Raw genomic sequence first — 15436 nt, 5'->3', positions numbered from 1 at the left:
TTACGATCGGGGCCATGCTTTAGATGCGTGCCACCACCGTCGTCGGCGGGTTCGCATTGGCGAGCTCGCGGATCAGCCATTCGCGGAAACGCTTGATCTTGGGCACGCTGCGACGATGCTCCGGAAACACCAGCCAATAGGCATAACCCCGCGTCGAGACCTGGTCGAACAATCGCACCAGCCGCCCCTCGGCAAGGTCATGCCGCCAGAAGAAGGGTGTCAGCATCGCTACCCCCTGCCCCGCCATTGCGGCATGACCTTCGTGCGCCTGGGAATCGAGGCGGACGCCGGGGCGCGGCAGACTGTCCGGCACTTCCACCCCGGCTTCACGTAGCCAATAGGGCCACCAGGGATCGTGCGGGCTGATCAGCGGGAGCCGCAGCAGGTCGCACGCCTCGATCCGGCCGCCGTGCTTGGCAAGGAAATCGGGATTGCACATCGGCGTGAAGTCGATCGGCAGCAGCTTCTCCTCGTGCAGTCCTTCCCAGCCGCCGCGGCCGGCGCGGATCGCGACATCGGTCTCGTCGGCGGCGAAATCGACCAGCGCATCGCTGGTGAGCAGCCGCACCGCCATGTCGGGATGCGCCATCTGGAAGCCACCGAGCCGCCACGCCAGCCAGGTGTTGGCGAAAGTATTGGACGTGGAGATCGTCAGCAGCGCCTCGTCCTCGGCGCGGATGCCGGCGAAGGCGGCATCGAGCGCGTCGAAGGCGCGCGTAACCTGCGGGATCGCGCGGCGGCCGGCGTCCGTCAGCACCACCCGTTTCTTCTCGCGCCGGAACAGCGGTACGCCGAGCCGCTCCTCGAGCAGCTTGATCTGATAGCTGACCGCGGCCTGGGTCATGCCCAACTCATTGGCAGCACTTGTGAAATTCTCATGCCGTGCTGCAGCCTCGAATACGCGAACGGCAGAGAGCGGCGGAAGCTGGCGCATGAAGCGCATCATAAGTGCTGCTTATCATCTCTGTCCAATGATTTGTTGGCATTTTGTTCCCCAGCGGCGCAATTGAGATCGTGCAACGTCACCCCCTCGAAGACATGGAGTACGGATCATGCGCGACGATTTCCTGACCTCCGGCTGGGCCGACCATCGCGGCGGCCTGATCGATGGGCTCCACAAGCTGTTCGTGCTGACGCGACAGAGCTTCGACCGGCTCAACGCCTATCAGTTCGACGCTCCCTGGCGCCGCGAGCAGAGCAGGCACCGGCCGGCGTAACAATCTTGAACGGGTCCCTCGCAGGCGGCGGGGATGGGGTGCGGTTCCGTAGCCCCGCCCCCGCCGCTATCACGCCCGGACCATGACCTATCTCACCTGGCCGGACCTCACCGGCCGCCCCCGCCCGGAACCCGACGCGACCGTCGCCTATGGGCCGGACCGGATGCAGAAGGTCGACGTGTGGCTGCCGCAGGGCCGCGGCCCCTTCTCGACCGTGCTGATGGTGCACGGCGGCTGCTGGACCACCTCGATCGCCGATCGCAAACTGATGAACTGGATCGCAGGGGACCTGCGCGACCACGGCATGGCGGTGTGGAACATCGACTATCGCGGCGTCGACCGCGATGGCGGCGGCTATCCCGGCACCTTTCTGGATGCAGGCGCGGCCGCGGATCGGCTTCGTCTCGATGCAGCCGGCTTCGATCTCGACACGCGACGCATCGTCGCCGTCGGCCATTCGGCAGGCGGCCATCTCGCCCTATGGCTGGCGGCGCGGCCGAAGCTGCCGGCGAGCAGTCCGCTGGCAGCGCCCGACCCGATCCGCATCGATCATGTGATCGCGCTCGGCGCGCTTCCGGACCTCGAACTCACCGCTGCTCGACCCGATAACGGCTGCGGTGTCGAGGTGATCGGCGAACTGGTCGGGGCTCCGACGGCCGCGCGGCCGGACGTCTATGCCGACACCTCGATCCCGCGCCTGCTGCCGATCGGGGTGCCGCATGACCTGGTCAACGGCAACCAGGACCGGATCGTCCCGTTCGACTTCGCCACCCGCTATCTCGACAACGCCCGCCGCGCTGGCGACCAGGTGTCGCTGAACGCCGTCGACCGCACCGGCCACGTCGAGCTGATCGCTCCCGAAAGCCGTGCATGGGCGCTGGCGCGAGGGCTGATCGAGGCGGCGCTCCGGCGCTGAGCCTCGATCAATCCGCCGCCACCGTATGCTGGCTCGGCGCCGGCTTACGGGTGATCCAGATCACGCCGATCATCGCCAGCGTCAGCCAGCCGCAGATCCAGAACAGCTCGAGCGACGAGAGCAGGTAGGATTGGTTGACGATCTGCCGCATCACCGATCCCGCCGCCTGAAGCGGGCTCATGCCGGTCGCCTGGAGTTGCTCCACCGTCTGGCGGTAGACCGGCGAATAATCGTTGCCGACCTCGGTCAGCCGCGTTTGGTGCAGCGCCTCGCGCCGGTCCCAATAGGTGGTGGTGAGCGATGCTGCGAAGCTGCCCGCCGTGATGCGCGCGAAGTTCGAGATACCGCTCGCCGACGGCACCCGCTCCGGCGGCAGGCCATCGAGCGAGATGGTGACAAGCGGCACGAAGAACATGCTCATCGCCAGCCCCTGCAGCAGCAGCGGCATCGTCAGCGTCCAGAAGCTGGCGTCGGGGGTGTATTGCGAGCGCATGAAATAGGAGATGCCGAACGCCAGGAAGGCGCCCGTCGCCAGCCAGCGTGCGTCCACCCTCAGCCGCGCGATGAAAGGCGTCGCGATCACCGCGACGATGCCGCTCGGCGCGGCGACGAAGCCCGCCCAGGTCGCGGTGTAGCCCATCTGCGTCTGCAGCCACAGCGGCAGCAGCAGGTTGTTGGCGAAGAACAGCGCATAGCCGAGGCAGAGTGCCAGCGTGCCGAAGGCGAAGTTGCGCCGCCGGAACAGGCTGAGGTCGACCGCCGGGGCGCGGTCGGTCGCCTCCCAGATCGCCCAGGCGACGAAGCCGATCGCGGCGAAAATGGTGAGTACGACGATCAACTGGTTGTGGAACCAGTCGCGGTCCTTGCCGAGGTCGAGCATCGTCTGCAGGCTGAACACCCAGAAGGCGAGCAGCAGCAGCCCGACCGTGTCGATCGGCAGCTTGCGCGTCGGCGTCTCGCGGGTCGAGAGCGAGCGCCAGGTGATGCCCGCGGCGATGATCCCGACGGGGACGTTGATCAGGAAGATCCAGCCCCAGTGGTAGTTGTCGGAGATATAGCCGCCCAGCACCGGCCCCAGCACCGGCGCGACCAGCGTCGTCATCGACCAGATCGCCAGCGCGGTGCCGCGCTTGTGATGCGGGAAGATCGCGATCAGAAGCGCCTGACTGCCTGGGATCATCGGCCCGGAGACCGCGCCCTGCAGGACACGGAAGGCGATCAGCGACGGCAGGCTCCAGGCAATGCCGCACAGGAGCGAGGCGATGGTGAACAGGATCACCGAAGCGGTGAAGGTCCTCACCACCCCGAAACGCTGCATCAGCCAGCCGGTCAGCGGCACCGTCACGCCGTTCGCCACGGCGAAGGAGGTGATCACCCAGGTACCGTTGTCGGTCGAGACGCCGAGATTGCCGGCGATCGTCGGGAGCGACACGTTGGCGATGGTCGAATCGAGCACCTGCATGAAGGTGCCCAGCGCCAGCGCAATCGAGGTCACCCCCAGCGCCGCGCCGCGGAGCGGCGGCGGCTCTGCGCGCGCCGCGTCGCTCACCGTCCGCGTCCCAGATTCTCGGCGATGATGCGGCGGATGCGCGCCTCGACCTCGGGACCGCCGTCGAGGCTCTGCTGCACGCCGCCAGCGGGCGGGGCGGCGCCGGCGACCAGCGGGCCGGAGCGGTTGCTGGTATCGACCTCGGCATTGACCGACAGGCCGACGCGGAGCGGATGCTGGCGCAGTTCCTTCGGATCGAGCGCGATGCGCACCGGCACGCGCTGGACGATCTTGATCCAGTTGCCCGAGGCGTTCTGCGGTGGCAGCAGCGAGAAGGCGTTGCCGCTGCCCGCGCCGAGGCCGAGCACCTTGCCGTGGAAAGTCACGTCCTTGCCATAGACATCGGCGTGGATGACGGCCGGCTGACCGACACGCAGGTGCTGGAGCTGCGTCTCGCGGAAGTTGGCGTCGACCCACAGGCTGTCGAGCGGCACCACCGCCATCAACGGCGTGCCGGCCGCGACCTTCTGGCCGAGCTGGACGGTACGCTGGGCGATCACGCCGGAGACCGGCGCCGTGATCCGCATATGGCTGCTGTTGATCGCCGCCTGGCGCAGGTCGGCGATCGCCGCGAGCACCTGCGGGTTGTTGGCGAGCGTCGTGCCGGCGACCGTGCTCGCCGCCTGCGCCTGCTTGGCGCGGGCGAGGTTGAGCGCGGCACGCGCGGTGGTGACCGCGTCGGCGGCGTGGCTCAGCTCCTCGCCCGAGACCGCGCCGTCGGCGGCGGCGCCCCTGCGGCGGGCATAGTCGTTGAGCGCCTTGGAGAGATCGGCCTGGGCCTGGGCGATCTCCGCCCCCGCCTCGTCGACCTGCGCGGTGTTCGAGCGCACCGCGCGCACCGCCCGGCCGAGCGCGGCCTCGGCGGCGGCGAGCTGGACGTCGGTGGTGGCGGGGTCGAGATCGATCAGAGGCTGGCCCTGCGTCACCGCCTGGGTGTTGTCGGCGTGGAGCGCGAGCACGGTGCCGCCGTCGCGCGCCGTCACCGCGACGATGTTGCCGCCGACATAGGCGTCGTCGGTCTCCTCGCTCGGCGGCGCGGTGAGCTCCATGACGCCGTAGATGATCGCGCCGATCAGGATCACCGCGCCCAGGATCAGGAACCCGATCCGGCGGGCACGCGACTTGGCCGGCGGAGGCGGCGGTGCGGGAGGCGCTGACTGCGGCATGACGTCCTCGATTTCTTCGCGGGGGTCGATCGGCTCGACGGTCTCGGCCCGGTTCTTCCAGTCGACGGGGCTGTTGTCGGTCATGAGTGCTTGTCCGAAGCAGGGGCCGCGGCGAGCGGCCGGTTGGGATCGAAGCCGCCGCCCAGGGCGGCGATCAGCTGGATGCGGCGGGTGAGCGCGTCGGCCTGGAGCCCGACCAGCGCCTGCTCCGCCTCGAGCAGGCGGAAGCCCGATTCGATCGCGTCGAGCCGCGAGCCGAGACCGGTGGAGACGCGCACCTGGTCGAGCCGCGCCGTCTCGCGCAGGCCGGTCAGGACGCGACGCTGGTCGGCGAGATCCTGGTCGGCCGAGCGCACCTGCGTCACCGCATCGGCCGCCTCGCGCACCGCCCCGACGACCGCACCGTTGTAGCTGGCGACCGCGCCGTCGAGATCGGCAGTGGCGCCGCGATATTGCGCCTTGAGCTTGCCGCCCTCGAAGATCGGCAGATGGATCGCCGGCCCGGCGCCATAGGTGCGCGAGCCGAAGTCGACCGCATTGCCGAGCCCGAGCGCCGCGATGCCGGCGAGCGCGGTGATGCTGACGTTGGGCAGGAAGTCGGTCCGCGCCACCTGCCGCCCCGCCGCCGCTGCATCGATCCGCGCCTGGCCGGCGAGCAGGTCCGGCCGGCGGCCGAGCAGATCGGCGGGGAGGACATCCGGCACCGTCGGCGGCGTATCGAGCGCGAGCGTCGGCGTGGTGATCTGGGGGTAGAAATCCGCTCCCCGGCCGACCAGCGCTGCGAGTGCGTGGACGAGCAGCTCGCGCTGCGCCTGCGCCCGGGTGCGGGCCTGCTCGGCCTCGGCGAGCAGCGTCTCGGCCTGCCTGAGCTCGAACTGGCTGGCGAGCTGGTTCCGGATGCGCGACTGGACGTAGCGCAGCGCCTGCTGGCGCGTCGTCACGAAGCCGTCGGCGACCTGGATCAGCCGCTCCGCCCGCGCCAGCCCGACATAAGTCTCCGCGATCGAGGTGGCGATCGTAAGGCGAGCCGCAGCCGCGTCGAGCCGCGCGGCATCGGCGCTGGCGCGGGCCTGGGCGACCATCGCGCGCTGGCGTCCGAACAGATCGAGGTTCCAGTTGAGGTTGGCCTGGACCGTCGAAACCCAACGAGTGCTGCCGCCGTAGGGCGGCGGGATGATGTAGTTCTCCGAAAAGCGCTGGAGCTGGGTCTGGCCGTCGACGGTGACCTGCGGCAGCTCGTCCGCCCGCCGCACCGACACCGCCGCCTCGGCCGCGCGGACGCGGGCGAGCGCGCTCTCCAGCGTCGGGCTGCCGGACAGGCCCATCCCGACCAGCCGGTCAAGCTGCGGATCGCCAAACGCGGTCCACCACTCCGAATCGATCGCCGCCGTGCCGCTGTCGAGGCCGAGCGTGCCCGCCTCGACCTTCGCCACCTGCGGCGGATCGTGCGGCACGCTCGCGCATCCCGCGAGCAGCAGCGCCGTCAGCGCCGCAATTCCGATCGCGCGCGTCATTCCACCGCCTCCCTGACCTGCGCCAGACTGCCGCTGACCCGCTCGGCCGCGGTCACCAGCTTGAGCAGCAGCTCGACGAGCGTATCGACCTCTTCCTGGGTGAAGTCGGTGAGCACTTCGTTCCATGCCGGCACGACCAGCTCGTGGAGCTTCTCCACGATGTCCCGGCCTTCGGGCGTGATTGCCAGCCGCACGACGCGACGGTCGTCGGTGCCGCGATCGCGCGTCAACAGGCCGCGCACCTCCAGCGCATCGATCATGCGCGTCGTCGCGCCCGTGGTGATGCCGAGCTCGCGCGCCAACTCGCCGGCGTTACCGACCGCGCCGTCGCGCACGACCTTGAGCGCGACCCACTGCAGGAAACTGACGCCGTGAGCTTCGTCGAACTTCGATCCGACATAGCTCGCCATGATCTTGTCGATCCGGCGGATCATCCGCCCCGGCGCCCGATTGGTCGCGCAGTCTTCGATTTTGAGAACGGCCATTTATCTCACCGTGCATTATCTGCGCAGGCAGATATATCCGAGGCAGGTTTCGTCAAGGCTCATTTTGCGATGCAGCATGCAGAATTATTGCAAGGCGTGATTCTTCAATGACTTGGTTCACGAAAAAATTTTTACCTGCCGAGACGGCGCAGTTAGAGGAGCCCGTCCGAGGCTATCAAACAGGGGAGTCGCTATGCCGCTCTACGAATTCGACGGTCAGCAGCCACAACTCGCCGCCGGAGCCTGGGTTGCGCCGAGCGCCGACCTGATCGGCGACGTCCGGCTTGGCGAGCAGGCGAGCGTATGGTTCGGCGCGGCGATCCGGGGCGACAACACGCCGATCCTGATTGGCGCGCGCAGCAATGTGCAGGAGGGCGCGGTGCTCCACTCCGATCCCGGCGCGCCGCTCACCATCGGCGAGGATGTGACGGTCGGGCACAAGGCGGTGCTGCACGGCTGCACCATCGGCGCGCGCGCGCTGATCGGCATGGGTGCGATCGTCCTCAACCGCGCGGTGATCGGCGAGGATTGCATCGTCGGCGCCGGCGCGCTGGTGACCGAGGGGAAGGAATTCCCCGCCGGCCACCTCATCATCGGCTCCCCTGCCCGTGCCGTCCGCCCTCTGGACGACACGGCGAAGGCGGTGCTGCTCGCCTCGGCGCGCATCTATGTTCAGAAGGCCGGCGAATATGCCGCCGGCCTGCGGCGGGTTGGGTAACCGGCACCTCCTTGAACCGTCATCCCGGCGAAGGTCGGGATCTCAGGCCGTATCGGACTCTCGCAGGAGATCCCGGCTTTCGCCGGGATGACATGGAGGAAGGGACGCCGCTCAGCCCCCAACCCACGCCGTCACCGCCGGCCGCAGGCGGTCGGCGTAGGCCGCACGGTTCCTGATCGACGTCACCGTCCGCTTCGCCGGCCCGCGCGACGCTTCGGGCAGGTTCTTCGCCGCCCAGGCCTCCACCTTGACGATCGTCGCCGGGTCGTTGGAACCGCTGGCGAGGCTGACGATGAAGGACGAGCGCGTGCTGGTCTCCAGCAAACCGTTCACCAGGTCCGTATTCGCCGCGGCGAAATCGAACGCGAGCTCGGGGTGGTTGTCGGCGATCGCGGACAGCAGATCGGCACGCTGCGGAGCCGTGAACTCGGTCGCCTTGACCAGATCGAGCGCGCGCCGCGCCAGCGCCTCGTCACGGACCAGCCCCAGCAGACCGATATAGCCGTTGCGCACGACCGGCGAGGTCTCTGCCCGGGTCATCGCCAGCAGCGTCTCCCATTCGGCCGGCGTCGCGTTCTGCGCATAGGTGCGCAGGATCGGGCGGCGGATCGCCGGCGGGATCGCGTCCGGGTTGGCCTTGAGCTTGGCGACGTAGCTGCGCGCCGCCGCCAGCACGTCGGGATCGCCGATATTGCCGAGCGCCCCGACCAGAGCCTCGCGCAGGTTGGTGACGAGCGGGCTGTCGCCGGCACGTGGCTCGAGCCCGAAGCGCTTCAGGGCGGGGCTCAGCACGTCGAGCGCCTTGGCTTGATAGCGCTGCTCGAGCGGCGTGCCGTCATAGAGGTCGCCGACGCGGCCGAGCTGACCGACGACCATCGTCCACACCAGCGGATCGGCATCGGGCTTCACCGCGCCCAGCGTCTCGAACCAGCGGGCGAGATCCTGGTCGCCCGACATGCCGAGCGCGAGGTCGTCGCCGAGCGTGCCGACCTGGTCACCAACGGCGAGGCTGGCGAAATCGCGGACGATCGCCGCATGGCTCGCTGCGTCGTAGCGGGTGCGGTAATAGCCGCGCTTGCCCGGGTTCACGACCAGCGTGCCGCAGCCTTGCGCGCTCGCCGACTGCGCCGATGGGCCCTGCGCCGTCGTGCTCGTCGCCGCGCCTCCGGCCACCGCGAACGTGACCGGCACGCGCCAGGTCGTCGCCGCCTTCGACGCTTCGTCGAGCCCGAAGCGGATCTGGCTGAAGCTGACGTTGGTCCGGCCGCCCGCGCAGCTCGCCGAATTGACCGTCACCAGCGGCACGCCGCCCTGGAGCGTGAAGTCGTGCATCATCGGCGCGATGTCGCGGCCCGCCGCCGCCGACACCTCGGCCCACAGCTGGTCGGTCACCGTGTTCGAATATTTGTACTTGGCCATGTAGCGGCGCACGCCCTCGCGGAAGGCATCGGCGCCCACCACGGATTCGAGCATGTTGATGACTTCCTGGCCCTTTTGATAGGTGATCGCATCGAAGGCCTCGCCGATCTGATCGACAGTCTCGACCTTGCGGATGATCGGGTGCGTCGTCGCCACCGCGTCGAGCCGCATCGCGGCCTCGCGGTCGCTGCCGACCGCCGCGGCGGCGAGGTTCCACTGCGGATTGAGGTCGCCGGTCGCCTTGCCCTCCATCCACGAGGCGAAGCCCTCGTTCAGCCACAGGTCGTCCCACCAGCGCATGGTGACGAGGTCGCCGAACCACTGGTGCGCCATCTCGTGCGCCACCACCGTGTAGATGCGCTGCTGGCTGCTGACGCTCGCGCGCTTGGCGTCGAACAGCAGCTCGGGCTCGAAGTAGAAGATCGCGCCCCAATTCTCCATCGCGCCGAAGAACTGGCTGCTCCCCGGCCCCGCGATCATGTCGAGCTTGGGCAGCGGATAGGGCTGGCCGAAATAGTCGTTGTAATAGGTGAGCAGCTTCTTCGCCGCATCGAGTGCATAGTCGCCCTGGTCGGCCACGCCGCGGCGGGTGATCACGCCGATTTCGGTCTTGCCCGACATCACCGTCTTGCGCTCGACATTGCCCATGCCGAGGTAGAGCAGGTAGCTCGACATCACCGGCGTTTCGGCGAAGCTGTAGAGCTGCTTGCCGCCCTCCTTGGTGATCGAAGCGGCCGGCATGTTCGAGAAGGCGAGCTGTCCGGCCGGCGCCACCGCCGTCAGCTTGAACTTCGCCTTGAACGACGGCTCGTCGAACATCGGCGCGAAGCGGCGTGCGTCGGGCGCCTCGAACTGCGTCGCCAGCATCCGCTGCTTGGTGCCGTCGTCGTCGGTGTAGTCGATCGCGAACAGGCCGGCGGCGGAGGTGTTGATCTTGCCGCTCCAGGCGAAGCTCAGCTTGTGGCGGCCGACGGTCGCGGGCTTCGGCAGCGTCACGGTCAGCGTCTGCGCATTCTCGTCGACCGTCGCCTTCGCCGCGACTCCGTCGAAGCTCGCCTTGGTGACATCCAGCTCGGCGGCGTTGAGCACGATCGTGTTCGTCGCCTCCTTCACGTCGATGTCGACCGTCTCGGTGCCGGCGAAGGTCATCGCCGGCGCGTTCGGCTCGACGCGGATGTCATAGGCGAGCGGCATGACGGTGCGGGGCAGCTGGCTCGCGGCGAGCGCGGGCGTGGAAACGGTGAAGAGCAGGACGGCAGCAGCGGCGGAAGACTTCATTCGGATGCCTTTCGGGATACACTATAACGCGCCCCCTGCGCCGTTTTGCCGTTCCGTGCAATTCCTGTCCGGCCTGTCCGGAATCGGACAGTTTCCGCATGGCTGGACTATGGTTTCGGTTGCGCTATGAAACTGGACCGATGGCCCTGCCCCCGATCTTCGACCGCTTGCGGCTTCCCGTCATCGGCTCGCCGCTGTTCATCGTCTCCGGTCCCGATCTGGTGATCGCCCAGTGCAAGGCGGGGATCGTTGGCTCCTTCCCCGCCCTCAACGCGCGGCCGCAGTCGCTGCTCGACGAATGGCTTCATCGGATCACCGAGGAGCTCGCGGCGTGGAACCGGGACAATCCCGATCGGCCGGCCGCGCCGTTCGCGGTCAATCAGATCGTCCATCGCTCCAACGACCGGCTGGAGGTCGACGTCGCGACCTGCGCCAAATGGCAGGTGCCGATCGTCATCACCTCGCTGGGCGCGCGCGAAGAGCTCAATACCGCGGTCCACAGCTGGGGCGGGATCACGCTTCACGACGTCATCAACGACCAGTTCGCGCACAAGGCGATCGAGAAGGGCGCGAACGGGCTGATCGCGGTGTGCGCCGGCGCCGGCGGCCATGCCGGGCGGCTCAACCCCTTCGCCTTCGTGCAGGAGATCCGCGAATGGTTCGGCGGGCCGCTGGTGCTGTCGGGCGCGATCGCCAACGGCGGCGCGATCCTGGCGGCCGAGGCGTGCGGCGCCGACCTCGCCTATATCGGCTCGCCCTTCATCGCCACCGATGAGGCGAACGCGGTCGATGCCTACAAGCAGGCGATCGTCGACGGCCACGCGTCCGACATCGTCTATTCCAACCTGTTCACCGGCGTGCACGGCAACTACCTGCGCGGCTCGATCGCCGCGGCAGGGCTCGACCCGGACAATCTGCCCGAGGGCGATCTCAAGACGATGAACTTCGGCGGCAACCAGGCCAAGGCCTGGCGCGACATCTGGGGATCGGGCCAGGGAATCGGCGCAGTCCACGAGATCGAGCCGGTGGCGGCGCGCGTCGACCGTCTCGAAGCGGAATATCGCGCCGCCAAGGCACGGATCGCCGCGCTCTAACCTCCCTCCCCGTTCGCCCTGAGCTTGTCGAAGGGCCGTCCTTCCTTCTCCGGCGTCCGGAAGAAGGACGATGCTTCGACAAGCTCAGCGCGAACGGTGATTTTTGCCCTTAATCCGGATCGTCAGAACGACAGCGCCAGCCGGTCGATCATCGCCCGCGCGGGGCTGACCGTCAGCGGCGGCTCGCCCTGGGCGCGGTCGAGGCGGGCGACGCGGCGGTGGAGGTCGATGCTCGCCGTGATCAGCACCCGCGCCGCGTCGGGCATGACGTCGATCACCTGCGCCTCGCTCTCGGGCGCCTCGCCGAGTCGGCGTGAGGGATCGAGCGCGTCCTTCGGCTTGAGCTCGCCGACCTGCACCGCGCGCTGGGTGAGCAGCCAGGCGATGACGTGCATCAGCCGCGTCGTCACCTTCATCGACTCGCACGAGAACACCACCCGCGAGAAGGCATCGAGCGACTCGCGGTCGCCGCGGCCGACCTCGTCGAAATAGCCCCGCGCCTCGTCGGCGAGCAGCATCGATTCGACATAGAGCGAATCGATCAGCCGTCGGTGGAGATGCGCGTGTTCGCCTGTCATGCCGGAGAACGTGCCATGAACCGCCGAAAAGCAAAAGGATTCAATGGGGGTATCCGTCGCGAAACTTCCCGATTCGGCGCGGCGCTCAAGCGATGATGTCGGGGATGAGCTGGTCCTCGAGCAGCGCGATCTCGTCGCGCAGGCGCAGCTTGCGCCGCTTGAGTCGCGCGATCTGGAGCTGATCGGGCGCCGGACTCGCGGCCAGCGCGGCGATGGCATCGTCGAGGTCGCGATGCTCGACCCTCAGAAGCTCGATTCGCCGCCGGATCTCGGCCTCGTCCACGCGCTCCCAAGCCCCCTTTCGATCGCCCCGCCACGCAAAAATGCACGGGCTATCGATCGCACCGAAATTGCCCCGCGACAAGCGCATCAAACAGTGATTTACTCACTGATCCCGCAACCCCTTGCAGGAGGACAACATCCATGCAGACTGCGCATATTTCGGCGCTTGAGGCCAAGCACGCCTCGCTCGATCGCAAGATCGCCGATGAGCAGGCGCGTCCCTTGCCTGACCGGATGATGATTGCGGAGCTCAAACGCCGCAAACTGCGCGTGAAGGAGGAACTGACGCTCCTCTAGGGAGTGTCTCAGCGCCCCGTGTAACCGGTCGGCGGCGTCGGCCGCCGTCCGGTCCCGACCGGCTTGCGCGCAGCCTTGGGATCGACCGGCTTCTCGAACGCCACGCCGATGCGTCCGTCGGTCGCCCAGGCGATGCGGCCGCGCACCCAGCCGAGGCCGCGCACCTCGATCTCCAGCGGATCGTTGACGTCGACGTGACCGGCATATTCGGCCATCAGCCCGCCCGCCGAAAGGTTGCGCACCCGCACCTGCACCGGCTCGTCGAGCCCTGCCATCCGCAGGTTCGCCGCGAGCAACAGGCTGTCACGGCCGCCACTGCGCTGCGAATCGCCCGACGCGGCAGACATCAGCGAATCATACGAAAGTTGGTCCATCGATCATCGGTCCAGAAAGGCAGGCCACGGCTTACACCATGGATCGCCTTCCAAAGCGTTAACCGAGCCGTTTCGGCCCTTATTAGTCGTCGCGCGAGACGCGCTCGTTGCGCTCGTGGCGCTCCTGCGCCTCGACCGTCATCGTCGCGATCGGCCGCGCTTCCAACCGGGCGAGCGAGATCGGCTCGCCGGTGACCTCGCAATAGCCGTACTCGCCCTCATCGATCCGGCGCAGCGCCGCGTCGATCTTGGCGATCAGCTTGCGCTGGCGGTCGCGGGTCCTGAGCTCGATCGACCAGTCGGTCTCGCTGGTGGCGCGATCGGCGAGATCGGCCTCACGCAGCGAGTCGGTCTGGAGCTGAGACAGCGTCCCCTGCGCCTCGCGATAGATCGCGTCCTTCCAGGCATTGAGCTTTGCGCGGAAATATTCCTGCTGCCGCGGGTTCATGAACGGCTCGTCGGCGCTCGGCCGATAGCCGTCGGTACTTTCGTCGTTTGCCGGAACGCGCCAGGCCTCGAAGTCGCCCGACGGATCAAGAACAGTGGCCATCCCCAACTCTCCACACCGGCTTTCCCCGGCCCGAGACCGTCCCGGGAGACCGCCTTTTCCCTGCGTGGCCTATAGGGAAAGCCGCAGCCCTCCACAAGCGAGCCGATCATTCTTTCCACAGCTCTATTTCGCCGGAGATTGCGAGGCGCTGAACGGAGCTGGCGACGGATGTTGAGGAACGGCCGGGAAACGCCCTGTCCGCCGTGCCAAGTCGCCGAAAATGTCCCCGAACAGAACATTAACCATGATCTCCAGCGGCGCCTCGTATGATTTTTGCAATTCGGGACCGTAACTATGGTTAATGCCGTTGCACTTAACGCTTTGTTCTGCACTTCATTCGCATGGCGCAACGGATAGCTGCACGATGCAGCGGCCGCGCTGAACGGAAGAGTGGGACGATGTCGGTACGGATGGCTCTCGCGAAATTGTGCGCCTGCGCCGCGGGCGGCGCGCTGATCGGCGGCGGTGCGGTGCATGTCGCCGAGCAGGCGCAAGCCCAGCGCATCTATTCGAGCAAGGTCGCCAAGCCGCGAGTCGCGACGAAGCGCGTCGTGCGCAAGGTCCGCGTCGCCTCACGCCCGGTGTGCCGGGCGGTGGCGGGAGCCAAGGTCACCCGCAGCTACGTCGGCACCGGCGCGTCGCGGCGGCTGCGCTGCGTCGTCACCCGCACCACGACCACCACCACGCCGGCGGTGGTGATGACCGCGCAGGGCGCGCCGATCCCGCTGCCCCCACCCTATACCGGATCGAGCGGCGAGATGCCGATCGTCGCAGGCGGCGGCGGTGGCGGTGGCGGCGCCGTGCTCGGCGGCGGCGGTTTCGGGGGCTTCGGCGGCGGTTTCTTCGCCGGTGGCTTCTTCGGCGGCGGTGGCGGCGGTTCAGGCGGGGTGGTCATCTCGTCGACCTCGTCCTCGACCGGCGGCTCGACCTCCACTTCGACCGGCGGTTCGTCGACGTCGACAGGCGGCTCGTCCACCTCAACCTCGAGCGGTGGCTCGTCCTCCTCGACGTCGAGCGGTGGTTCCTCGTCATCGACGTCGAGCGGCAACGTGAGCTCGACGTCGTCCTCGGGCAACGTCAGCTCGACTTCGTCGTCGAGCGGCGACGTCTCGTCCTCGACTTCGTCCAGTTCGAGCGGCGACGTGTCCTCGTCGACATCGTCCTCAACCTCATCCTCGTCATCGGGCGATGTCTCGTCGTCGACCTCGACCTCATCGTCGACGTCCAGCTCGACCTCCTCCTCGACGAGCAGCGGCTGGTCGTCCAACGGCGGCTGGAGCTCGAACGGCGGCCATCACGGCAGCAGCACCAGCAGCTCGAGCAGCGGCAACCCGACGTCGGTGCCGGCGCCGCCGATGGTCCTGCTGTTCGGCGGCGCCGCAGCGGCGCTGGTCGCCCGCAAGCGCTTCGCCAAGAAGGGGGCAGCCGCGAAGGACTGAGCTGCGCCGCCGCCGTTATTCGGCGGCGGTCAGTGCCTGCTCGATCTGCGGCACGGTATGGCCAGTCAGATCCTTGCTGATCTCCGCCGCCAGCCGGTCGCTGACTTCCTTGTGATAGTGTTTCCTAAGTTCCCCCAATGTCTTGGGCGGCGCGACGATGATCAGCGACTCGAAATCGTTGCGCAGTGCACGTTCCTTGAGCAGCGCCGCGGTCTCCGCCGCGAAGCGGTCCTCCTCGAGCTGGTGGAAGTCGACCTCCTCCATGCTGCCGCGCGAGGGGGCGAACTGGGCGCCGCCGCCGCGGGCGTGCATCGATCCGTTCCGCGCCACCGCGGGCGCGCCGGGACCCGACTGAGTGGAGGAGGCGCGGCCGGCGGCGTCGGTCTTCTGCTCGCCGTCCCTGGGATTGGGTTTCACCTCGTGGTGCTCGACCTGCAGGTTGATGCGACCTGCGTCGCCTTCGTTCCTCAGCACCAGCATCTTGCGACCGTCGGCGACGACGACCACCGCGTCGTGCGGAACTCGCATGGGCATCTCCTCTCTTTCGTTGCCGCAAACCA

General features: G+C 68.0%; 17 protein-coding genes. 6 read left to right on the top strand and 11 right to left on the bottom strand.

The features are described from left to right. Positions 1–19 precede the first annotated feature (19 nt). Positions 20–934, bottom strand: a complete 915-nt coding sequence (gene gcvA, locus LZK98_RS09085; RefSeq protein ID WP_233786541.1) for a transcriptional regulator GcvA — start codon at positions 932–934, stop codon at positions 20–22. A 118-nt stretch (positions 935–1052) separates the two neighbouring features. On the opposite strand from gcvA, the gene LZK98_RS09080 reads away from it, so the two are divergent. Further along, the gene (locus LZK98_RS09080) at positions 1053–1217 is read left to right on the top strand and encodes a hypothetical protein (protein WP_233786202.1); all 165 of its coding nucleotides are present in this window, start codon (positions 1053–1055) and stop codon (positions 1215–1217) included. An 82-nt stretch (positions 1218–1299) separates the two neighbouring features. Continuing rightward, positions 1300–2133 (top strand): alpha/beta hydrolase family protein, encoded by an 834-nt coding sequence (locus tag LZK98_RS09075; RefSeq protein ID WP_233786200.1) that lies wholly within the window; start codon positions 1300–1302, stop codon positions 2131–2133. A gap of 7 nt (positions 2134–2140) precedes the next feature. Here LZK98_RS09075 and LZK98_RS09070 read toward each other — a convergent pair whose 3' ends face one another. Genes LZK98_RS09070 through LZK98_RS09055 form a run of 4 tightly spaced genes read right to left on the bottom strand, consistent with a single transcriptional unit; the run spans position 2141 to position 6847 of the window. Beyond that, positions 2141–3682: a DHA2 family efflux MFS transporter permease subunit gene (locus LZK98_RS09070; protein ID WP_233786198.1), complete on the bottom strand. Its 1542-nt coding sequence runs from the start codon at positions 3680–3682 to the stop codon at positions 2141–2143. Continuing rightward, positions 3679–4932: an HlyD family secretion protein gene (locus LZK98_RS09065; protein WP_233786196.1), complete on the bottom strand. Its 1254-nt coding sequence runs from the start codon at positions 4930–4932 to the stop codon at positions 3679–3681. The genes LZK98_RS09070 and LZK98_RS09065 overlap by 4 nt, the downstream gene beginning before the upstream one ends. Then, entirely contained in the window at positions 4929–6362 is a 1434-nt protein-coding gene (locus LZK98_RS09060; RefSeq protein WP_233786194.1) for an efflux transporter outer membrane subunit, read from the bottom strand. Before LZK98_RS09060 ends, LZK98_RS09065 begins: the two co-directional genes overlap by 4 nt. Then, complete coding sequence (locus LZK98_RS09055; protein WP_233786192.1) at positions 6359–6847, bottom strand: MarR family winged helix-turn-helix transcriptional regulator; 489 nt, start codon at positions 6845–6847, stop codon at positions 6359–6361. Before LZK98_RS09055 ends, LZK98_RS09060 begins: the two co-directional genes overlap by 4 nt. A gap of 193 nt (positions 6848–7040) precedes the next feature. On the opposite strand from LZK98_RS09055, the gene LZK98_RS09050 reads away from it, so the two are divergent. After that, positions 7041–7565: a gamma carbonic anhydrase family protein gene (locus LZK98_RS09050; protein ID WP_233786190.1), complete on the top strand. Its 525-nt coding sequence runs from the start codon at positions 7041–7043 to the stop codon at positions 7563–7565. Positions 7566–7676: 111 nt separating this feature from the next. Here LZK98_RS09050 and LZK98_RS09045 read toward each other — a convergent pair whose 3' ends face one another. Then, entirely contained in the window at positions 7677–10262 is a 2586-nt protein-coding gene (locus tag LZK98_RS09045) for a M1 family metallopeptidase (RefSeq protein ID WP_233786188.1), read from the bottom strand. Positions 10263–10402: 140 nt separating this feature from the next. Between LZK98_RS09045 and LZK98_RS09040 the strand changes: the two genes are divergently transcribed. Next, on the top strand, positions 10403–11356 hold the full coding sequence (locus LZK98_RS09040) for an NAD(P)H-dependent flavin oxidoreductase (RefSeq protein ID WP_233786186.1): 954 nt from the start codon (positions 10403–10405) through the stop codon (positions 11354–11356). Between the two features lie 122 nt (positions 11357–11478). On the opposite strand, the gene LZK98_RS09035 is transcribed toward LZK98_RS09040, so the two are convergent. Together LZK98_RS09035 and LZK98_RS09030 are read right to left on the bottom strand one after the other, a co-directional pair. After that, positions 11479–11934: a DUF1465 family protein gene (locus LZK98_RS09035; protein WP_233786184.1), complete on the bottom strand. Its 456-nt coding sequence runs from the start codon at positions 11932–11934 to the stop codon at positions 11479–11481. A gap of 85 nt (positions 11935–12019) precedes the next feature. Beyond that, positions 12020–12217 (bottom strand): DUF465 domain-containing protein, encoded by a 198-nt coding sequence (locus tag LZK98_RS09030; protein ID WP_233786182.1) that lies wholly within the window; start codon positions 12215–12217, stop codon positions 12020–12022. Between the two features lie 140 nt (positions 12218–12357). Here LZK98_RS09030 and LZK98_RS09025 point away from each other — a divergent pair, with 140 nt between their 5' ends. Next, complete coding sequence (locus tag LZK98_RS09025; protein ID WP_233786181.1) at positions 12358–12513, top strand: YdcH family protein; 156 nt, start codon at positions 12358–12360, stop codon at positions 12511–12513. 8 nt (positions 12514–12521) lie between these two features. On the opposite strand, the gene LZK98_RS09020 is transcribed toward LZK98_RS09025, so the two are convergent. Continuing rightward, positions 12522–12887 (bottom strand): PilZ domain-containing protein, encoded by a 366-nt coding sequence (locus LZK98_RS09020; protein WP_233786179.1) that lies wholly within the window; start codon positions 12885–12887, stop codon positions 12522–12524. 82 nt (positions 12888–12969) lie between these two features. Continuing rightward, on the bottom strand, positions 12970–13437 hold the full coding sequence (gene dksA, locus LZK98_RS09015) for an RNA polymerase-binding protein DksA (RefSeq protein ID WP_233786177.1): 468 nt from the start codon (positions 13435–13437) through the stop codon (positions 12970–12972). Between the two features lie 398 nt (positions 13438–13835). Here dksA and LZK98_RS09010 point away from each other — a divergent pair, with 398 nt between their 5' ends. Further along, positions 13836–14876, top strand: coding sequence for a PEP-CTERM sorting domain-containing protein (locus LZK98_RS09010; RefSeq protein WP_233786175.1), 1041 nt, complete (start codon positions 13836–13838; stop codon positions 14874–14876). 15 nt (positions 14877–14891) lie between these two features. Here LZK98_RS09010 and LZK98_RS09005 read toward each other — a convergent pair whose 3' ends face one another. Next, entirely contained in the window at positions 14892–15404 is a 513-nt protein-coding gene (locus LZK98_RS09005) for a host attachment family protein (RefSeq protein WP_233786173.1), read from the bottom strand. Positions 15405–15436: the final 32 nt, after the last annotated feature.

The sequence above is a fragment of the Sphingomonas cannabina genome, assembly GCF_021391395.1.
Lineage (GTDB): Bacteria > Pseudomonadota > Alphaproteobacteria > Sphingomonadales > Sphingomonadaceae > Sphingomonas > Sphingomonas cannabina.
This window is presented reverse-complemented; position numbering and strand designations above follow the sequence as displayed.

Bases quoted from the DNA above. Each gene is read 5' to 3' on its own strand.
- gcvA (WP_233786541.1), bottom strand. From the start codon at position 934: ATGCGCCAGCTTCCGCCGCTCTCTGCCGTTCGCGTATTCGAGGCTGCA.
- LZK98_RS09080 (WP_233786202.1), top strand. From the start codon at position 1,053: ATGCGCGACGATTTCCTGACCTCCGGCTGGGCCGACCATCGCGGCGGC.
- LZK98_RS09075 (WP_233786200.1), top strand. From the start codon at position 1,300: ATGACCTATCTCACCTGGCCGGACCTCACCGGCCGCCCCCGCCCGGAA.
- LZK98_RS09065 (WP_233786196.1), bottom strand. From the start codon at position 4,932: ATGACCGACAACAGCCCCGTCGACTGGAAGAACCGGGCCGAGACCGTC.
- LZK98_RS09060 (WP_233786194.1), bottom strand. From the start codon at position 6,362: ATGACGCGCGCGATCGGAATTGCGGCGCTGACGGCGCTGCTGCTCGCG.
- LZK98_RS09055 (WP_233786192.1), bottom strand. From the start codon at position 6,847: ATGGCCGTTCTCAAAATCGAAGACTGCGCGACCAATCGGGCGCCGGGG.
- LZK98_RS09050 (WP_233786190.1), top strand. From the start codon at position 7,041: ATGCCGCTCTACGAATTCGACGGTCAGCAGCCACAACTCGCCGCCGGA.
- LZK98_RS09045 (WP_233786188.1), bottom strand. From the start codon at position 10,262: ATGAAGTCTTCCGCCGCTGCTGCCGTCCTGCTCTTCACCGTTTCCACG.
- LZK98_RS09040 (WP_233786186.1), top strand. From the start codon at position 10,403: ATGGCCCTGCCCCCGATCTTCGACCGCTTGCGGCTTCCCGTCATCGGC.
- LZK98_RS09035 (WP_233786184.1), bottom strand. From the start codon at position 11,934: ATGACAGGCGAACACGCGCATCTCCACCGACGGCTGATCGATTCGCTC.
- LZK98_RS09025 (WP_233786181.1), top strand. From the start codon at position 12,358: ATGCAGACTGCGCATATTTCGGCGCTTGAGGCCAAGCACGCCTCGCTC.
- LZK98_RS09020 (WP_233786179.1), bottom strand. From the start codon at position 12,887: ATGGACCAACTTTCGTATGATTCGCTGATGTCTGCCGCGTCGGGCGAT.
- dksA (WP_233786177.1), bottom strand. From the start codon at position 13,437: ATGGCCACTGTTCTTGATCCGTCGGGCGACTTCGAGGCCTGGCGCGTT.
- LZK98_RS09010 (WP_233786175.1), top strand. From the start codon at position 13,836: ATGTCGGTACGGATGGCTCTCGCGAAATTGTGCGCCTGCGCCGCGGGC.
- LZK98_RS09005 (WP_233786173.1), bottom strand. From the start codon at position 15,404: ATGCGAGTTCCGCACGACGCGGTGGTCGTCGTCGCCGACGGTCGCAAG.